We start from the raw sequence: 17,956 nt of genomic DNA, 5'->3' as shown, positions 1-17,956 counted from the left end.
ATCGTCCCGAGCTACCGCCAACCCTGGCGCTCGACCGTCATTCCTTATGGTTTTGATGTAATGAAACGAAATACTCAATGGCGCCGGACCAGTGGCGCCATGCGGGCTTGCGGCTTCATGACCAAATGAGCCACCCACTTTAAGATGGCGATTCTAATACTTAATCACGTAATGGACCAGACTCTTCATCAACATTTTTTTACATACCACTACGCTATATGCACAAAAGCTGCATCAAGCCGCCGAAATGGCAGCAAGGTGTGTCAGAAAAGCCCTCAATCTTGTCTTCAAGACGACTTGCATAATCACGATGCACCAGATTTGTCATACAAAGCAATAGCAAGCGGATGGTGCGCACAGAGTGTTGCATTTTCGTGAAAGGCAGGCCTGACCCTTTCCCGCCACCCGGGGCATGCCTTGTACAATATCGAGCAATTGCCCCGAACGGGCCGCCAACAGGCAGCAAGTTACCCCTGCGTAAAGGCGAGGAATAACGCAATGTCAGCACTTGTCCAGAATGGGCTATCTGCTATTTCAACGCTGTGAGAGGACCCGCCAGCGGCTCGCCCAAATGGGCTTATCTCGCCGCTTCAACACAATAAAACACTGCATATGAGGGTTCTGGCACAAACAACATGCAGAATCTAGCTGCATTTACAGGGCGACCCTCGGCGGAGTTTCAATACCGTATCCACGCAAGCAGTTCGCCTGAGTGACGCTTTATTTAAATATTATAAATAAATTATATTTCTCGATATCCTGGCCTGTAGCGTGACGCCTGAAGTGTCACTTCACACCTCCACAGTCGCCATGCAGTGGCATGCCATAAAAACATTCGTCAGGGCTCAATGAGCAAGAATCGTACAAGGATGAAACATCATCCTGCAGAGCGGGCCATTCGAGGATTTTACTCGCAAGGCGCCTTCTGTGAGCGATGCCTCTCTGCCCATAGCTCGGCGATCTTGACGACGACCTGCATCAAGGCTGTGGGCAATTCCTTGCGTGCCGGCAGGCCGGTGGCCAGCATTTCGACCAGCTCGGGCATTTCATGCACGCTCAGACCCAGCGAATTGGCCCGCTGCTGGATGCGCTGCCCCAGCCTCTCACCCTGGGTATGCATGAAATCCGTCGCTTGCTCTGCCGTGGCCCGAGGGGCATCGACAGATGCGCCATCAGAAGACGCGGGCGCCTCATGATCAGGCACTGCATCGACGGGGCGTACGTGCACCCGGGGCGCCATCCCGGCCAGACCTTGCGCGAGCGCATGCTGCAGTTCGCGCAAGGCCGCATCACGCTCGCCTGCATTGCTGGAGGGTTGCGTCAGTCGCTCTATCTCGACCACCAATGCCACAGGCGCAGCGAGCTGATACCAGGTCAGGTTCAGTGCAAGCGTTGCCCGCGCGGCAGTCTCCCCGCTCTCACTGCTCCTGCTTTTCTCACCACCCGCACTTTCCGCACTTTCCACACTACCGGGCGCTGGCGCCTGCCCTTCGCCCTGTTCTGCATTTTCCTTCGCGGCAAGATCCTCCGACTCGGAAGTCACCTGTGGCTTGCGATCGCTGCCCTCCTCGCCATCGCTGTCTCCTGCCACCAAGGTCAGCGACATCTTCCACTGCTGAGCCTCGCCGTGATCACTGCGGCGACTGTCAGGTGTGGCGTCATGCGCAGCCACGGGCGTCACGACCAATGGCGCTGTACGTCGCTCCTCCTCATCCCGCGAGCGATGCCGATAAGGCGGCCCCGGGAAATAGAGGCTGAAGAAGGCATGCAGGCCGGGAATCAACAGGCCCTGCCAATGGAAGGGCTGACCTAGAATCAACAACAGCTGTTGCTGTACTAGCCCGCTGGCAAGGGCGTCTGAGCCAATCGCCTGGCGAGACACATCAGAGGCGGCAGGTTGAGCGACGCCCAATGGCATGTTGGCGCGATAGGCACCCAGCGCACTGGCCTCATGGGCGCTGGCGCCATGTCGGGCCGCGTCAATGCCACCCGGCGGCAACAAGCTGTCACCGCTCGGCCGTGCCATGCCCGGGCGCGACTCACGGCGCAGCTCTGCTCGCATGTCTCGCATGCGCCAGACAAAGGCGTCCTCGCGTGTCGCCTCCCAGGGGATGAAGCGCGCCTCCGCCAGCACCGGCCATTGCCGCCAGGCCAACAGAGCCTCCAATCTGGCATTGGCGAGCTGCGGATGACCGGCGAGGTCGGCCAATCCCAGCCGATTCTCGACCCAGGCGAGCAGGTCCGCCTCGTAGAAGAGCCCGCTCTGGTGAATCTGCTGGCTCAAGGCCGCCGACAGACTGAGAAGTGATGCGCTGGACAACGCCATGGGCGCCAGAAGACCGGGCAAGGGCTGGCCGCGCGCCAACAGAGAAACCAGCGACTGCCCTTCCGGCAGCGCCAACCCGACCCGCGCGGACGGCGAGCCGCTGGCCACCAGCTGTGACAGGGCATCGAGCAAACGCGACATCGTCTGCGTCTGCGTCGTCAGCTCGACGGAAGCACCGGACGGTGGGAGGGAGGAGGAAGCTGACGCGAGGGCGCCAGTGGGAGAAGTGGAGGCTTGCGAGGCTGTCAGCAACGCTGCGCTGGCATTCAATGACGGGGCCGCAGGCCTTGCGCCTGAGCCTGTACCAGTTCCCGTCTGGAAGAGCGGATTGGCGCCATTCTGGCCACCACTGCCCTTGCCATCTTCCGCCCCCAGCCCCTGGCGCGACTGGAGAGCGGAGGTCGGGAAGACGACACCGGAGTCCGCCGGCGGCGGGCGTTGTGCCGTCCTCCCCAATACCTGATGGAGCAGACTATCGATCAAGGGATTGATGCCGCTCATGTCGTGCAATCCTCATTGCCAGGGAGGCCGTCAGGGAGTCATGCGCGAAGCCCTGGAGGCTCAGCTCTCCCCGTGTCCGATCAAGCCTTGCTCTGCTGAGCCTGGCCGCCCTGATCGTAACTTGCCTGATCTTGGCTGTTTTGGTCTTGGCTGTTCTGGCCTTGGCTACTGTGACCTCAGCTATTCTGACCGTAACTGCCCTGGCCATAATTGCCCTGGCCATAGCTGCGTGCCAGCTTGCGGCGCGTACCCACATCCCCGAGCACTTCCTGCAACTGGCTCTGGCGCGCCTTGAGCTGGACGGTCAGCTCTGATTCCAGCGTAGTCAGCGTGCGCAGACGTTGTTCCAGCGCCTTGCGCGTCTCGGCGTTGCCACCTCGCGGCATGCGCAGTTGCTGCATCTTCTCGATATAGCTGGCTTGCCCGCCGAGTACCGCGGGCCAGTCACCCAGGCGTGCCGAGCGCAGCATGGCATTCATCTGCTCCAGCAGCTCATCGCATTGCTGGAAGGTGTCATCGGCGAGCAGTGCAGTGCTGTCCATGGTCAATCCAATCCCTTGTCGTGTACGGCAATCTGACGCCAGGCGTCTCCCAGCTCGTTGAGCAGGCGACGCGCCTCGTCGAGCTTTTCCGGGCTGTTGCCCAGGTTGGCCTGCATGATCAGGCGCGCGATGTAGTCATACATGCGATCAAGGTTGGTCGCGACCTCATTGCCCTGCTCATGATCCAGACAGGCACGCAGACCTTCGGTGACGATGCTGGTCGCCTTGGCCAGCGACTGTCCCTTGGCGGCCACGTCGCCGGCCTCCATCTGCAGACGCGCCGCCGCCAGCGCACGGTCTGCTCCCTCGAACAACATCACGATCAACTGGTGTGGGCTGGCGGAAAGCACACCGGATTCCACGCCGACACGGGCATAGGCATTGGCGCCACGATAGCGACTCATGGTGATTGGGTTCCCTTGTTCATGGCGTTTGTCAGTATCTCTGTCAGATATGTAGCCGTCGTCGGCATGACGTCTCGACTGCGGGCATTGCCGGACGCATCGAATCTCGCAAGCGCATGGCGGATGGCCTGGGCCTGGGCCTGGGTCAGTAACCAATGACCAATGACCAATGTCTCAGAGCATCAGCCACCGATCAGCCCGTCATGTCCCAGCTATTTTCCAGCGTTTCCAGCTGACTGGTCAGGTAGTCACTGGTGGATGTCAGGTTGGCCACCAGGATGTCGAGTTCCGTGAACTGCTCCCGATAACGCTCGATGGTGGCCTCGATGGTGTCTTCGGTCTGCTCATACTGACTGGCGAGACTCTCCAGCGACCCCTCGATGCCTTCCGTGGTGCTTTCCAGCGTGCCGTCTTCCCCGACCACCTCTTCCAGCAGACTGGACATCTGGCTGGCGAAACCGCTGGTGCCCGCCTCATCATCGGAGATGAAGAACCCCGACATCGCCGCCAGCTGCTCACTGTCGGCAGCCTCGATCACGGCGCTGTCGAATTCGAGCTTGCCATCGTTGGTACGGCTCACTCCCAGCGAGGAGAGCGCATAGAAATCGCCCTCACTGGTGAAATTCAGCGCCGAGGTCAGGCGACTCTCGATGGTGCGCAGCGTCGAATCGCCCAGCAATTCCCCCGCTGTCCCTTCATCAGCATTGAAGGCGGTGTAATTGTCGATGGTGTCCTGAAGATCGTTGTAGGCATTGACGAAGGTTTCCATCGCCTTGCTTACCGACTCGGCGTTCTCCTTGACGGTGACCACGCTCGCAGTCGTGTTCGTCTCGCTCAGCGTCAGGGTCAAGCCATCCACGGCATCATCGATGACATTGGAGGTGGCTTGCATGCTGATGCCGTTGACGCTGAACTCGGCATTGCGCGCCGCGACGACTTCCTCCATCCCGCCGGCGGCCGGGTCACTGCTTGCTGGGTCATGGCTGAGCAGGCTATCGAGCTCTGCCACCTCGCCGCTGGTCGAGAGGCTCATCACCGCCTCGTTGCCCGTCTCGTCCGAGGTCATCACCAGGCGATACGGCGTGTCGGAGCCATCATTGACGATCGAGGCCGTGACCCCGAGACCCGCCTCATTGATGGCATCGCGAATGCCTTCCAGCGTGTTGTTGCTCTCGTCGATGACGATGCTGGCGCTGCGCTCGGCATCCGCCGCATAGCTGCCGTCACTGGCCAACGTGCCCAATGACAGCGTCAGCGTGGTCGCGGTGCCATCACCGATGGCTTCATCGCGGCTGGCCTGCCCCGTCGTCGCCAGACTCTGCGCCTGCGCCAGCTGGGTGACAGCCACCGAATAACTGCCCGCACTCACTTCCGAGGTTGCCGTGGCGCTGACGCCCGAGCCACTGGCAGTGGTGGTCATGCCGGTATAGGTCTCGGCATCGGCCAGCGCCGCGGCGGCGGTATCCAGGGATTCCAGGCGACTTTGAATCGTGCCCCAGGCCGACAACTCGGCCTCGTAACTTGCCTGCTGGGTCTCGATCGGTGTGAGCTTCTGACGCTCTGCCGTCTCCAGATCGGTCAGCAGACTGTTGAGGTCGAGCCCAGAGCCAATCCCCAGCGATGAAATCGTCGCCATATGCACCTCTCGATAGGGTGAAGGTATTTTCACATGCCCGCTGAACCGCCATCAGGCGAAAAAGCACGCATACCGGGCGTATTTGTCTGTCTGAGTGTTGGGACTATCGGCAAAGGGTTCGTGAACTTGAGGGCTTTCTTGTGCAGACGTTTTTTGTGTGAGTGACTTCTTCTTGCGACCACCTTCTTTTTCGATCGCCTTCCTTGTTGATCACCTCCCGAGCGCACCCCGCATTGGACCTCAGACTACAGAAAGGTAGTCACCCTACAGCGCCTACGACGTATCGCTTACCGCACCGCAAACGTTTGCGGTTCATAATTGGCGCCATTGTGAACCAGCGGATTTAGACACTGGATCGACTCATTCCTGCTTTACCCAAGGACTGCGACGTGAAACGACACGGCATCTTGAACGGACCTCTCAGTGGCCACCTCGCCCGTCTCGGCCATACCCATACCGTGGTGATCGCCGACGCCGGCCTGCCGATTCCCGAGGGCGTGCCCTGTGTCGATCTCGCGGTGGTTCCCGGCCTGCCCGCCCTGCTGCCGGTGCTGGACGCCCTGCTGGCCGAGCTGTGCATCGAGGCCACGACCCTGGCCGAGGAACTGCCGGTCAAGAGCCCCTCCTTCCATGACGCCATCGTCGAACGTCTGGACACCCTGGACCGCCTATCACTCGCACCGATCGGCCGCCAGCAGCTCAGTCATGAAGCCTTCAAGGCGGCGCTGCCCGAGGCGAGCGTCATCGTGCGCACGGGCGAGTGCACGCCGTACGCCAACGTGATCCTGCACTGTGGAGTGCCCTTCTGATGCAGAGCCATGCACAACCACGGGTGCTGATGGCACTCAAGGGCATCGACAAGGGCTTCTCCGGGGTCAGCGTGCTCAAGGGTGTCGACCTGACCCTGCGCGCGGGGCGCGTGCATGCGCTGGCCGGCGAGAATGGCGCCGGCAAGTCGACGCTGATGAAGATTCTCTCCGGCGTCTATCGCTATGATGCCGGCACGCTGTGGCTACGTGACGAGGAAGTGGTCTTCACCACCCCGCGTCAGGCGATGGACAGTCGCATTGCCATCATCCACCAGGAACTCAATCTGGTGCCGGGCCTGTCTGCCGGCGAGAACATCTTCCTCGGCCGTGAGCCACGCACCGCGCTGGGCACCGTCGACTGGAAGCGGCTGCACCGTGATGCCCGCCAGCTGCTCGACCGCCTGCGCCAATCGCTGGATTCGCGCACCGCCGTCAGCGAGCTGAGCATCGGTCAGCAGCAGATGGTCGAGATCGCGCGTGCGCTGTCGCTGGACGCCGAGATCATCATCATGGATGAGCCCACCGACGCGCTGACCGACATCGAGACCGAGATTCTCGCCGAGGTCGTCGCGGAGCTGCGCGCCGAAGGCCGCTCGCTGGTCCTGATCACCCACCGCCTGAACGAGATCTTCAGCATGTGCGATGAAGTCGCCGTGCTGCGCGATGGCCAGATGATCCACCAGGGGCCGACGGCGGAGCTGGATGAGGACGGCCTGATTCGGCTGATGGTCGGTCGCGAGCTGGCAGAACGCTACCCTTACACGCCCGCCAGCCCTGATGGCGAGGTGATGCTCGAGGTGAAGGACCTCGAGGCGCCGGGCGTCAAGGGCATCAGCTTCTCTGCCCGCCGCGGAGAAGTGCTCGGCTTTGGCGGCCTGATGGGCGCCGGGCGCACCGAACTGGCCCGCGCCCTGTGCGGCGATACCCGTATCAGCGCCGGCAGCGTGCAGCTGCATGGTCAGCCGATGCGTTTCGCCTCGCCGGCCGAGGCATTGGCCTCGGGCCTGGTGTACGTGCCGGAAGACCGCAAGCAGGCGGGCCTGATTCTGGCCCATTCGGTGGCCAGCAACATGTCATTGAGCGCCCTGCCGAGTTTCTGTGGCGCGTTCGGGCGCATTCGTCATGGCGAGGAAGCCGCCGCCGTCGAAAGCTTCGTCAAGAGCATGCAGATCAAGGTCAGCAATACCGACCAGCCGGTCGATACGCTGTCCGGCGGCAACCAGCAGAAGGTGTCGCTGGCCAAGGCACTGATGCCGGCGCCGGAGCTGGTGATTCTCGATGAACCGACCCGTGGCGTGGATGTCGGCGCCAAGCGCGAGATCTACCTGCTGATCAATGAGCTAAAGCGCCAGGGCAAGTGCGTGCTGCTGATCTCCTCCGAAATGCCTGAACTGCTCGGCCTGGCCGATCGCATTCTGGTGGTCGCCGATGGGCGCATCTCCGGCGAGTTCAGCCGTGAGAACGCGACTCAGGAAGCGATCATGACCGCGGCCTCGGGCCTCGAGAGCCCGCTCAGCGGCGATAGCACTTCGAAAACCAGCACTTCATCGACAAACGCTGCATCACGCTCTACCGCACGCCCGTCTTCTCCCCCCGATTCCTCCGCTTCCCGCCACGAGATGCCGAACTGATGTCTACTCCTTCTTCCTCTGCCGCCAGCGGCCGCCGCCTCGACGTCATGCGCCTGCTGGTCGACAACAAGGCACTGATCGCGCTGGCTCTGCTGATCGCCGTAAGCGCCGGCCTGTCCGACAATTTCCTGTCGTCCGACAACCTGCTCAACGTGCTCCGCCAGACCAGCATCAATGCCATCATCGCCATGGGCGTGACCTTCGTCATCCTCACCGCGGGCATCGATCTGTCCGTTGGCGCGGTACTTGCGCTGACCGGCGCCTTCGCGGCCTCGATGACCGCCGCCGGCCTTTCCCCCTGGCTGAGCGTGCCGGGCACCATCATCGCCGGTGCCGGCCTGGGCGCCATTTCCGGTCTGTTCGTCGCCTTCGGTCGCATCCAGGCCTTCATCGTCACGCTGGTGGCAATGACGGTGTTGCGCGGTGCTACGCTCGTCTACACCGATGGCCGTCCGGTCTCCATCGGCGTCAGCGAAGCCGCCGACAGCTTCTGGAATCTGGGCGGCGGTTACTGGCTCAGCGTGCCGATCCCGATCTACATGATGTTCTTCGTCTACGTGCTGTGCTGGGGCATGCTGCATCACACCCGCTTCGGGCGTCACGTCTATGCGGTCGGCGGTGGTGAGAAGGTCGCGCGTCTGTCCGGCATCAACGTCAATCGCATCAAGATCAGCGTCTATGCCATCGCGGGTGCCTTCGCGGCACTGGCCGGTGCCATCCTCGCCGCGCGCCTGGGCTCGGCACAACCGAATGCCGGCACCGGTTACGAGCTGGACGCCATCGCGGCAGTCGTCATCGGCGGCACTAGCCTGATGGGTGGCCGTGGGCGCATCTTCGGCACCTTGATCGGTGCGCTGGTGATCGGCGTACTCAACAATGCGCTGAACATCATGGGCGTCTCCAGCTACTACCAGATGATCGCCAAGGGCGCCGTCATACTGCTCGCGGTACTGATCGACAGCCGCGCGCAGAAATAGCCTGCGAGTACCAGGCAGCAAACAACAGTAAGCCCGTAAAACACAGCACGATTTCATTCCCGGCAGTATCGAAGACCCTCGCCCCCGTGCGCCAACCATGGGGGCCCTCCAGCGGGTCGCCGACAACAACGAAAGGACCATCGCCATGAAGAAGAACGGAAAACTGCTCACCTCCACGCTGACCACCGCCATCACTGCCGCAGGCCTGAGCTTGATGCCGGTGCAATCCGCCATGGCCGACAAGATCGCGCTGGTGGTCTCGACGCTGAACAACCCGTTCTTCGTCAGCCTCCAGCAGGGCGCCAAGGACAAGGCCGAGGAACTGGGCCACGAGCTGATCGTGCTGGATTCCGGCGATGACGCCGCGCGAGAGCTGTCCAACGTCGAAGACGCCCTGTCCCGCGGCGTCGATCTGCTGCTGATCAACCCGACCGATTCCGATGCCGTGGTCTCCAGCGTGCGCACCGCCAATGGCCGCAATGTGCCGGTGGTGACACTGGATCGCAGCGCCAATGGCGGTCGTGTCGCGGCGCACGTTGCCTCCGACAACGTCGCCGGTGGCGAACTGGCGGGCAATTTCATCGCCGAAAAACTCGCAGGCAAGGGTGAGATCGTGCAGCTGGAAGGCGTCGCCGGCGCCTCGGCCACGCGCGATCGCGGTGAAGGCTTCATGAAGGCCATCGACGGCCAGTCAGGCCTCAGCCTGGTGGCCACGCAGCCGGCCAACTTCAACCGCACCCAGGGCCTGAACGTGATGGAGAACCTGCTGCAGGCGCATCCGGGCGTGAATGCCGTCTTTGCCCAGAACGATGAAATGGCGCTCGGCGCCCAGCGTGCCCTGCAGGCCACCGGCAAGGACATCCTGCTGGTCGGCTTCGATGGCACCGATGAAGGCATCAAGGCCGTGCAGGCCGGCAAGATGGACGCCACCGTCGCCCAGCAACCGGCACTGATCGGCAGCCTCGGCGTCGACACCGCCGACAAGCTGCTCAAGGACGAAGACGTCGAGAAGACCATCTCCGTGCCGCTCAAGCTGATCACCGAATAAGCGATCACACGCCTCACGCAGCCTGCATCGCGGGACAGGACGCCGGCCAATGGCCGGCGTTTTTTCGTCTTTTTGCGTCTTTCCATCAATGGCGTGTCTTGCTCGCCTCGCAGGGCCAGTGACGCCCGCTCGACTTTCACCATCAGGCTCACCACCAGGGATAGAAAAGTGATTCGACTCAAGGATGTGGCGGCACACGCTGGAGTTTCGGTAACCACGGTGTCGCATGTCGTAAATGCCACCCGCCCGGTGGCCAGCGCGACTGAAGCGCGCGTACGCGAGTCGATTGCCACACTTGGCTATCGACCGGACAGTGTTGCCCGAGCACTGAAGTCCAACCGCAGTCGCACCCTGGGTATGATCGTCACGAACGCACATAACCCCTTCTTCGCCGAGGTGATCCGCGGCGTCGAGGATCGCTGCTACCAGGCGGGGTACAGCCTGATTCTATGCAACAGTGACGATATCGATGCCAAGCAGCTCAGTTACCTTGAGACACTGCGCGACCGACGCATCGATGGCCTGGTGGTAATGACCGCTGAGAACGGCGCCGGCTTTCTCGAGGCGCTCAGCGCCCTGCCACTGCCGACGGTGATGATGGACGCCGAGCCCCAGCCCGGCTGGGACATGACGGTGGTCAATGATGATTCATACCTCGGGGGCAGGCTCGCTATCGAACATCTGCTGGCGCAGGGAATCGAGCGCATTGCCCTGCTGACCGGGCCTCGTGATCATGCGCGTTCCCGCGAGCGCCTGGGTGGAGCACTGGAAGCACTGTACGCCGCTGGCCTGGGCCTCGCCGAGGACTGGCAGATTGCGACCCAGTTGATGCTGGCCGACGGCCACCGCGCAGCTCACCTACTACTGGCCAATCCGGCCGACAGGCCGGATGCCATCTTCGCCTTCAATGATCTGTTGGCGCTAGGTTGCCTACGCGCCGCCCAAGATCTTGAGATCAAGGTACCGCAGCAACTCTCGATCATCGGCTACGACGATATCGAGATCAGTGCCTACCTCTCTCCTGCTCTGACCACCATCCGGCAGCCAATCTATGAGCTGGGCACCACGGCTGTCGATCAGTTGATCGCGCGTCTGGAAGGCACTCCCTTCCCGGGCCAGACCCAACTGGCCCCGAGGCTGGTGGAACGCGACAGTGTCGCGCGGCCAGGCCAGTGCCTCCAGACAACGTTTAAGCACAGCCAGGCTTGAGCGCAGCCAGGATTTAACGCCTCCAAGGCAGATCACAAGATCTATAGCGGATGAGCATCAAACATATCAAACAACAACATTTCTCTTATAGGTGAACACTACCTACTCTGCCCCTCGTGAATCACCGCTGCCACGCTTGGCAGCACGGACATGAGGACACCCAGGTGACAGGCACTTCTTCAAGCACTTCCCCATCGGACACTGCGCGATCAGATACTGGCCCGTCAGGCACAGCCTCGCCGACATCGACACCAGACGTCGACAGCACGCCCGCCATTGGCCGCGGGTTATTGTTGCTGATGGCGATCGCGGTCGCTGCGACCGCCGCCAATCTGTACTACAACCAGCCGCTGCTGGCGGAGATGGCCGGCTCACTGGGCGTGAGCCAAGGCATGATCGGCCTGATCCCCTCCGCAACTCAATTCGGGTATGCCGCCGCCATCCTGCTGATCTCGCCGCTGGGCGACACCATGGACAGACGCCAGCTGATCCGCAATCTGTCCATCACCCTGTCACTGGCCTCACTGGGCATCTTCCTGGCCCCCAGCTTCTGGCCACTGTTGCTGGCAAGCTTCGTGGCCGGGCTGGGCGCCAACATCACCCAGCAGCTGATCCCGCTGGCCGCCTCGCTGTCCACCCCCGACGCGCGCGGCAAGAACATCGCCACCCTGATGACGGGGCTGACCATCGGCATACTGCTGTCACGTACCCTGAGCGGCAGCATCGGCGAATACTGGGGCTGGCGCAGCGTCTTCCTGATCGCGGCCATCATCACCGTCATCATCGGTGTGCTGCTGCATCGTCATCTGCCCAGCCGCGCGCCTGCCGTGCAAATGGCCTACCCCAGACTGATCGCCTCGATGGGTACGCTGTTCAAGCAACATGCCCTGCTGCGGGAATCCGCGCTGACCGGCGCGCTGTGGTTCGCGGCCTTCAATGCCATGTGGGCGACGCTGGCCATTCACGTCACCGATGCGCCGTTTGACTACAGCGTCCAGCAGGCGGGGATGTTCGGCATCATCGGGCTGGCGGGCATCTTCGGTGCCAAGGCGGCGGGCCGACTGGTCAATCGTGTCGGCGCGGGTCGCCTGATCAGCTTCGCCTTGGTGATGGTGCTGGCGTCCTTCGCGGTGCTCGCCGCGTGGGGTGACAGCCTGGCCGGACTGATCGTCGGCATCATCCTGCTGGACCTGGGCGTCTTCGCGGCCCAGATTCCCAACCAGGTGCGCGTGTTCTCGATCGACCCCAAGGCCCAGAGCCGCATGAACGCCGTCTACATGCTGTGCTACTACCTCGGTGCGGCAGCCGGTTCCGCCATCGGCGTCAAGATGATGAGCGTGTATGGCTGGCAGGGCATGTCACTGTTCGGGCTGGCACTGGCAGCGGTGGCACTGGTTCATCATGGTGTGAAGCAGCGTCGCTCGGCTTCTTCAACACAGTAAGATCAAGACAGTGAGACGAGAGCGCAAGCGAAGCGCTGGGTGGGCAAGCGAGGCGCGAAAGAGAGAAAGCGCGAAAGTGATGAAAGCGAAGCGATGAACGGCTGAGAACCTGAGATGGCGCCTGGTCAGCATGTCGAGTCATGGGCATCCACACCCCATGCCACGGCAGCTGGCCAGGCGCCTGAAATGGTGGCGCAATTCAGGTAAACTCTGCGCGCCATTTCGGTGCGTCGCCGAGGTGGTACGCGATTCACGACCCGTTATCGGGGCAAGAACCCGTCAAACCCTCGAGATCCACATGAAGCTCATCGTCAAACTTATCCTCGGCATCATTGCCGGCCTGCTGATCGGCCTGATGGCCCCGGATGCCCTCGTACGTGCCGCGCTGACCGCCAAGGTCATCATCGGCCAGCTGATCAACTTCACCATCCCGTTGATCATCCTGTTCTACGTCATGAGCGGCATCGCGTCGCTGCCGAAGAATTCCGGCGCCATGCTGGGTCGCACCGTCGGCATGGCCTACGGGTCGACGATTCTGGCCGGCATCTTCGCCTTCCTGGTGGCCAGCAACCTGCTGCCCGGCATGCTGTCCGGCATGGCGCCGGTCGCTGAAGGCCGCGATGCCCTGACTCCCTTTCTCGATCTCGAAATCCCCGCGGCACTGCCGGTGATGACGGCCTTGGTGCTGGCCTTCGTGTTCGGCGTGGTCATCAGCCGCCGCGAACTGCCGACCCTGAAAAGCGCCGTCTTCGAATCGCGTGAAGTGGTCGAGGTGTTCCTCAATCGCGTCATCATCCCGCTGCTGCCCCTGTTCATCGCCGGCACCTTTGCCGAGATGGCCTACGAGGGCAAGGCGCTGTCGACACTGGATACCTTCTGGAAGGTGCTGGTGCTGGCGATCGTGATGCACTGGATATGGCTGAGCACAGCCTACCTGATCACCGGCCTGATCCAACGTCGTTCTCCGCTGGGCCTCTTGCGCAACATGCTGCCGGCCTACCTGACGGCGCTGGGCACCATGTCGTCGGCGGCGACCATCCCGGTCAGCCTGCGTCAGACCAAGGCCAATGGCGTCAGCGATGAAGTGGCCAACTTCAGCGTGCCGCTGTGCGCCACCATCCACCTGTCCGGTTCCACCATCACCATCGTCACCTGCGCCACTGCCGTGATGATGATGAGCCACAACCTGGCACTCGCAAGCCTCGGCGAAGTGATTCCGTTTTTGATCATGCTGGGCCTGACCATGATCGCCGCGCCCGGGGCACCGGGTGGCGCGGTGATGGCGGCGCTTGGCGTGCTGGGCAGCATGCTTGGCTTTGGCGAGGCGGAACTTGGCCTGATGATCGCGCTGTATCTGGCCCAGGACAGCTTCGGTACCGCCACCAACGTCACCGGCGATGGCGTGATCGCGCTGTGGGTCGATCACTTCGCGCGCCGCGATGGTGTGGTGGCTACGCCGGAGCCGGATGCCGCGACCGGCGAAGCACCGGTGGCACGCTCACAGCCGTGAGCTGCCGTATGTGCTGAGCCGTGAGCTGTCGCATGCTCTGAGCCGTGCAAGAAGTGAGCTGAGCCACCTGCGCTGACAGCCGTCAAAAGCCCCGCCTCCCTTCGGAGACGGGGCTTTTTAATACCCGCGGTCATCCATACGATCATCTTCACAGTCTTCCTCTCAACCACCCCGCAGGATGGCGCGTCGGCGGCGAGGTGAGACATGACGCCGCGCCGTGCCTGACACCCACAGGCCAAACGGCTACCATTGGCGCCCACGCGCGAGCGCTGTCATCGCTGCCGTACGCCATCACCCTATTACCGTTGCCGGAGTGCCAGATGTCCCTGCTTCCCCCTGCACTGTTCTGTCCTTCGATATCACTACCGATATCTCGCCCGCGTCTGGCACGCATGTTCGCCACCCTGTCGCTCACCACTGCCAGCCTGACCCTTGCCCAGCACGCCAGCGCGCTGGAGATCGGTATGCCCGCCGATGGCGGTGTCAGCGTCAGTCCTGCCGTGATGCTTGAAGCCGAGGGCACCCTCGATGAGCAACTGAGCAGCCCGCTGATGCTCAAGCAGTTCTCAAGCCACGAGGCCGTGGAGCAAGGGCTGAGCGATGGTAGCCTCGACGCCGCCTACCTGACGCCGCAGATGCTCAAGGCACTGGCCGAAGGCGGCATGTCACTGCGAGTGCTGGACGGCGCGGATCTCGACGATGTCAGCCTGGTCGCGCGTGACGAGCTGATCCGCTACACCGAATTGTTCGAGCCGCAGGAGCTGCTGATCCGCTTCCTCAACGACACCACGCGTGCGGTGCGAGTGGTGATGAGCGATGACGATGCACGCTCGCATCTGGCCTTGAAGCAGTGGGTCGAGGTCAAGGTCGGCTCCAGCATGCAGCTGGTCAGCCCACGCTCGCTGGAAGAACTCGAAGGCGATGAATATGTCGGCGATGCGCCCCAGGCGCTGATCAACAGCCGCAAGATGCACGCCGCCTTCCTCAACGGCGATGACGCAACGCGTCTGGTGGCGCTGCATCCGCTGTCCAAGGACTGGCTGCCGCGCGCCGACATGCTCGACCTGCCGCGCATGCTGCTGGTCAGCCGCGCCGATCTCGAGGATGCGAGCCTTGAGGCCGAGCTCGAGTCGCTGGCCGTGGAACACGCCCGCATGCAGCAGAACCTGCACGGCGAGGAGCCGATGAAGCTTGCCTTCACGCTCAAGCAGGCCTGGCCGGCGGATGCCGGTGAGGCCCCGAGCCTGCCCAGGGTGGTGCATGCACTGAACGGACGCTCGCTCCCGACCGCCGACATGCGCACCGCCCTCGAGGACTGGCTGGGCGAGCAGCAGTCAGCGGTCAGCTGGCCTGCTATTCAGCAGTAGACCCAGAAGTAAGCCCAGGTGTAGACCCGGCCGCAGGCCCAGCAGTCACGCCCGCCACAGGGCGAATCACAGACACAAAAAAACCCGCCGATTGGCGGGTTTTTTCGATCAACGGCAACGATCAGGCGTCGAGGGCTTCAGCGATCTGGGACTGAGCCTTCGGGCCGATGCCCTTGACTTCAGAGATCACGCCATCAGCGTGCGCCTTGCGAACCTTGGCGACGTCGTCGTAGCCAGCGTCAGTCAGGGCACGGATAGCGGCAGCGTTGAGGCCGAGGTCTTCCAGAGAGGCCGCATCGGCTTCTTCGGTCGCTTCCTCGACGGCTGCGCCCATCGGCATCATGCGAGACTGGGCGATGGCCTGTTCGCGTGCCAGACGTGCCTTGTACTGCACCAGCTTCTGGTTGAACTCGTGTTCGACCTGCTTGCGGTGCTTGTCAGAGGCTGCGGCTTTCTCGCTCAGGCGTTCGTTGCGAGCGCGCAGGTCTTCGACTTCCTTCTTTGCCTTGTCACGGGCATTACGGAGCTTGTCGGCTTCTTTGCTGGCTTCACGCAGCTGACGCTCCAGCTCCTTGATGCGGGCGTTCTGGTCCTGCTTGGTGTCCTGCTCCTGAAACAGGGATGCAAGCTGGTCGTCAAGATTAGCGTCGGTCATACTGCTATGTTGCCTCGAATAATTGATAAAGAGCTAAAGTCTGGGCGCACATTCTACCGCAGTTCTTCAGTTTGTGCTGCATTTGAGCGCAACCCGAGCGGGATGAATGTGAATCGGGGGTCCTGCATGGGGCAATATTACCCCAACTGTGTGACATCGCCAGTCACTGATGACACTGAACACGGGATGAGACGGCCTGAACGCACACGACAACCGCACTATCGGCACCATGGCGCAGGTCACGGAAAAGACAGCCCGCTTTCATGGGCTGTCTTTTTTTCGCGGTTACCCAGCACTTGCGCAGGCCTGTCAGCACAGACCTCAGCGCCTGCACCGGACTCAGGCCTGCACCGGACTCAGTGCTTGCGCCAGTCCTCGAGCTTGTCGCTCAGCTGCTGACGACGCGTGTCGGGGGATGCCAGCGTCTCGGAGTGATGACCTTCCCCGAAGCGATTCTCGAGATAGTCCATCAGGTTGATCAGCTCATCATCGGTCAGGCTGTCATCAAAGGCCGGCATGAAGACACTGTGGCCATTGTTCTCACGCTGCACACCATTGAGGATCGCCTGAGCCAGATTGTCCGGATAGACACTGCCGGTCACGCTGTTGTGGAACAGCGACGGATAGTAGCCATCCTGGGTGCCGGCGCCATCCGCGCCGTGACACATGGCGCAATGACCCAGATACAGACGCACGCCCGGCGTGGCGTCGGTCAGCTGACCGATCAGGTCTTCATCATCGGGGCGCTTGTCCAGCGGCTGACCGCGCAGCAACAGCACGTCATCGGCCGGTGCGCCCTGACTGAAGCGCGTGGCGACCTGAGGCTCGCTGGCCTGCTCGGCTTCCGCCTGGCGATCGCCATCATTGATCGCCTCGCCCTGCTCACCCTTGCCATTCACGGCCGGGATGGACTTCAGATAGACGGCAATGGCACGCAGATCATCTTCGCTCATGTGACGCATGGAGTGCGTGACGACATCCGCCATCGGGCCGCCGGCCTGCGCCTTGCCCTTGAGATTGCCGGTGGCGAGGTAGGTCTGGATATCCTGCTCACTCCAGCTGCCCAGACCATCCTGCATGTCCGGCGTCAGGTTGAAGGCGCGCCAGCCTTCGATCATCGCACCACCGAGATAGCCTTCTTCATCACCGGTCAGTGCCGTTTCCTGGAAGGCGAAGCCACGCTCGGTGTGACAGCTGCCACAGTGGCCCGGCCCCTGGACGAGATAGGCGCCACGGTTCCAGTCGGCACTCTTGTCGTCGTGGTCCTGCCACGGCTCCAGCGGTGAGAAGATCTCTTCCCACAGCGCCATCGGCCAGCGCATGTTCAGCGGGAAGGGAATCTCGCTTTCGCGGTTGGGCGTGCTGCTCGGCGTCACCTCATGCATGTTCCAGGCGTAGAGCGCCTTGATGTCCTCATCCGTCAGACGGGCATAGGACGGGAACGGCATCGCCGGATAGAGGTTGTGGCCGTCGGCGGCCTCGCCCTCGCGCAGCACACGGGTGTACTCCTCGAGGGTGTAGTTGCCGATGCCGTGCTCGGTGTCCGGGGTGATGTTGGTGGCGTAGATCTCGCCCACCGGGGTCTCGAAGCCGAGGCCACCGGCGTATTCATCGCCGTCCTCGGTGCTGTGACAGGCCGCGCAATCGCTGGCGCGCGCCATGTACAGCCCCTTCTCGATCAGCGCGGGGTCATTGGTGGCGGCCTTGTCAGCTTCCACCTGGCTGGCGTGCTCGTCCTCGCCGCTACCACAGGCGCTGAGCAACAAGGCGCTGGTGCCCGCAATGGCGGCCAGGCGGACGGCACGGGTCAGGCGTGCGGGGCGAAGGATCGGGCGGGCACCGCGACCTTTCTCATCAATGGCATCACGGGTGCCAGCAGTACGGACGTGCGGGACCATG

The 17,956-nt window shown here is 62.4% G+C and carries 14 protein-coding genes; 8 read left to right on the top strand and 6 right to left on the bottom strand.

Features of this window, described 5'->3' with window-relative positions:
• Nucleotides 1-907: 907 nt before the first annotated feature.
• The 4 genes from AOG28_RS12210 to fliD form a co-directional block, all read right to left on the bottom strand.
• Entirely contained in the window at nucleotides 908-2,827 is a 1,920-nt protein-coding gene (locus AOG28_RS12210) for a hypothetical protein (RefSeq protein WP_152965413.1), read from the bottom strand.
• A gap of 176 nt (nucleotides 2,828-3,003) precedes the next feature.
• Entirely contained in the window at nucleotides 3,004-3,369 is a 366-nt protein-coding gene (locus tag AOG28_RS12205; protein WP_054556597.1) for a flagellar protein FliT, read from the bottom strand.
• 2 nt (nucleotides 3,370-3,371) lie between these two features.
• On the bottom strand, nucleotides 3,372-3,773 hold the full coding sequence (fliS, locus tag AOG28_RS12200; protein ID WP_054556596.1) for a flagellar export chaperone FliS: 402 nt from the start codon (nucleotides 3,771-3,773) through the stop codon (nucleotides 3,372-3,374).
• 193 nt (nucleotides 3,774-3,966) lie between these two features.
• Nucleotides 3,967-5,409: a flagellar filament capping protein FliD gene (gene fliD, locus AOG28_RS12195; RefSeq protein ID WP_054556595.1), complete on the bottom strand. Its 1,443-nt coding sequence runs from the start codon at nucleotides 5,407-5,409 to the stop codon at nucleotides 3,967-3,969.
• Between the two features lie 389 nt (nucleotides 5,410-5,798).
• On the opposite strand from fliD, the gene rbsD reads away from it, so the two are divergent.
• From rbsD to AOG28_RS12155, 8 genes are all read left to right on the top strand, one after another.
• Nucleotides 5,799-6,218 carry a D-ribose pyranase gene (gene rbsD / locus AOG28_RS12190; protein ID WP_054556594.1) on the top strand — a complete coding sequence of 140 codons (420 nt, stop codon included), beginning with the start codon at nucleotides 5,799-5,801 and terminating at the stop codon, nucleotides 6,216-6,218.
• Entirely contained in the window at nucleotides 6,218-7,849 is a 1,632-nt protein-coding gene (locus tag AOG28_RS12185; RefSeq protein ID WP_082388741.1) for a sugar ABC transporter ATP-binding protein, read from the top strand. Before rbsD ends, AOG28_RS12185 begins: the two co-directional genes overlap by 1 nt.
• Nucleotides 7,849-8,826: a ribose ABC transporter permease gene (rbsC, locus tag AOG28_RS12180; RefSeq protein WP_054556593.1), complete on the top strand. Its 978-nt coding sequence runs from the start codon at nucleotides 7,849-7,851 to the stop codon at nucleotides 8,824-8,826. The genes AOG28_RS12185 and rbsC overlap by 1 nt, the downstream gene beginning before the upstream one ends.
• Before the next feature lie 145 nt (nucleotides 8,827-8,971).
• Complete coding sequence (rbsB, locus tag AOG28_RS12175; protein WP_054556592.1) at nucleotides 8,972-9,874, top strand: ribose ABC transporter substrate-binding protein RbsB; 903 nt, start codon at nucleotides 8,972-8,974, stop codon at nucleotides 9,872-9,874.
• A 93-nt stretch (nucleotides 9,875-9,967) separates the two neighbouring features.
• Nucleotides 9,968-11,083, top strand: coding sequence for a LacI family DNA-binding transcriptional regulator (locus AOG28_RS12170; protein WP_326998971.1), 1,116 nt, complete (start codon nucleotides 9,968-9,970; stop codon nucleotides 11,081-11,083).
• Between the two features lie 299 nt (nucleotides 11,084-11,382).
• Nucleotides 11,383-12,525, top strand: a complete 1,143-nt coding sequence (locus tag AOG28_RS12165; protein WP_054556590.1) for an MFS transporter — start codon at nucleotides 11,383-11,385, stop codon at nucleotides 12,523-12,525.
• A gap of 298 nt (nucleotides 12,526-12,823) precedes the next feature.
• Nucleotides 12,824-14,035: a dicarboxylate/amino acid:cation symporter gene (locus AOG28_RS12160; protein WP_054556589.1), complete on the top strand. Its 1,212-nt coding sequence runs from the start codon at nucleotides 12,824-12,826 to the stop codon at nucleotides 14,033-14,035.
• A 320-nt stretch (nucleotides 14,036-14,355) separates the two neighbouring features.
• Entirely contained in the window at nucleotides 14,356-15,402 is a 1,047-nt protein-coding gene (locus AOG28_RS12155) for a hypothetical protein (protein ID WP_152965412.1), read from the top strand.
• A gap of 121 nt (nucleotides 15,403-15,523) precedes the next feature.
• Here AOG28_RS12155 and AOG28_RS12150 read toward each other — a convergent pair whose 3' ends face one another.
• Nucleotides 15,524-16,057 (bottom strand): hypothetical protein, encoded by a 534-nt coding sequence (locus AOG28_RS12150; RefSeq protein WP_054556587.1) that lies wholly within the window; start codon nucleotides 16,055-16,057, stop codon nucleotides 15,524-15,526.
• A gap of 356 nt (nucleotides 16,058-16,413) precedes the next feature.
• Nucleotides 16,414-17,955 carry a c-type cytochrome gene (locus AOG28_RS12145; RefSeq protein ID WP_054556586.1) on the bottom strand — a complete coding sequence of 514 codons (1,542 nt, stop codon included), beginning with the start codon at nucleotides 17,953-17,955 and terminating at the stop codon, nucleotides 16,414-16,416.
• Between the last annotated feature and the right edge of the window lies 1 nt (nucleotide 17,956).

This window comes from Cobetia sp. UCD-24C (genome assembly GCF_001306765.1).
Classification (GTDB): domain Bacteria; phylum Pseudomonadota; class Gammaproteobacteria; order Pseudomonadales; family Halomonadaceae; genus Cobetia; species Cobetia amphilecti.
Note: the sequence above shows the minus strand (reverse complement) of the source record. Positions and strands in the feature narration are given on the sequence as shown.

What these genes read in the sequence shown, in the direction of transcription:
- AOG28_RS12165 (WP_054556590.1), top strand. Translation starts at nt 11,383, where the DNA reads ATGGCGATCGCGGTCGCTGCGACCGCCGCCAATCTGTACTACAACCAG.
- rbsC (WP_054556593.1), top strand. Translation starts at nt 7,849, where the DNA reads ATGTCTACTCCTTCTTCCTCTGCCGCCAGCGGCCGCCGCCTCGACGTC.
- AOG28_RS12145 (WP_054556586.1), bottom strand. Translation starts at nt 17,955, where the DNA reads ATGGTCCCGCACGTCCGTACTGCTGGCACCCGTGATGCCATTGATGAG.
- fliD (WP_054556595.1), bottom strand. Translation starts at nt 5,409, where the DNA reads ATGGCGACGATTTCATCGCTGGGGATTGGCTCTGGGCTCGACCTCAAC.
- fliS (WP_054556596.1), bottom strand. Translation starts at nt 3,773, where the DNA reads ATGAGTCGCTATCGTGGCGCCAATGCCTATGCCCGTGTCGGCGTGGAA.
- AOG28_RS12155 (WP_152965412.1), top strand. Translation starts at nt 14,356, where the DNA reads ATGTCCCTGCTTCCCCCTGCACTGTTCTGTCCTTCGATATCACTACCG.
- rbsB (WP_054556592.1), top strand. Translation starts at nt 8,972, where the DNA reads ATGAAGAAGAACGGAAAACTGCTCACCTCCACGCTGACCACCGCCATC.
- AOG28_RS12185 (WP_082388741.1), top strand. Translation starts at nt 6,218, where the DNA reads ATGCAGAGCCATGCACAACCACGGGTGCTGATGGCACTCAAGGGCATC.
- AOG28_RS12150 (WP_054556587.1), bottom strand. Translation starts at nt 16,057, where the DNA reads ATGACCGACGCTAATCTTGACGACCAGCTTGCATCCCTGTTTCAGGAG.
- AOG28_RS12205 (WP_054556597.1), bottom strand. Translation starts at nt 3,369, where the DNA reads ATGGACAGCACTGCACTGCTCGCCGATGACACCTTCCAGCAATGCGAT.
- AOG28_RS12210 (WP_152965413.1), bottom strand. Translation starts at nt 2,827, where the DNA reads ATGAGCGGCATCAATCCCTTGATCGATAGTCTGCTCCATCAGGTATTG.
- AOG28_RS12160 (WP_054556589.1), top strand. Translation starts at nt 12,824, where the DNA reads ATGAAGCTCATCGTCAAACTTATCCTCGGCATCATTGCCGGCCTGCTG.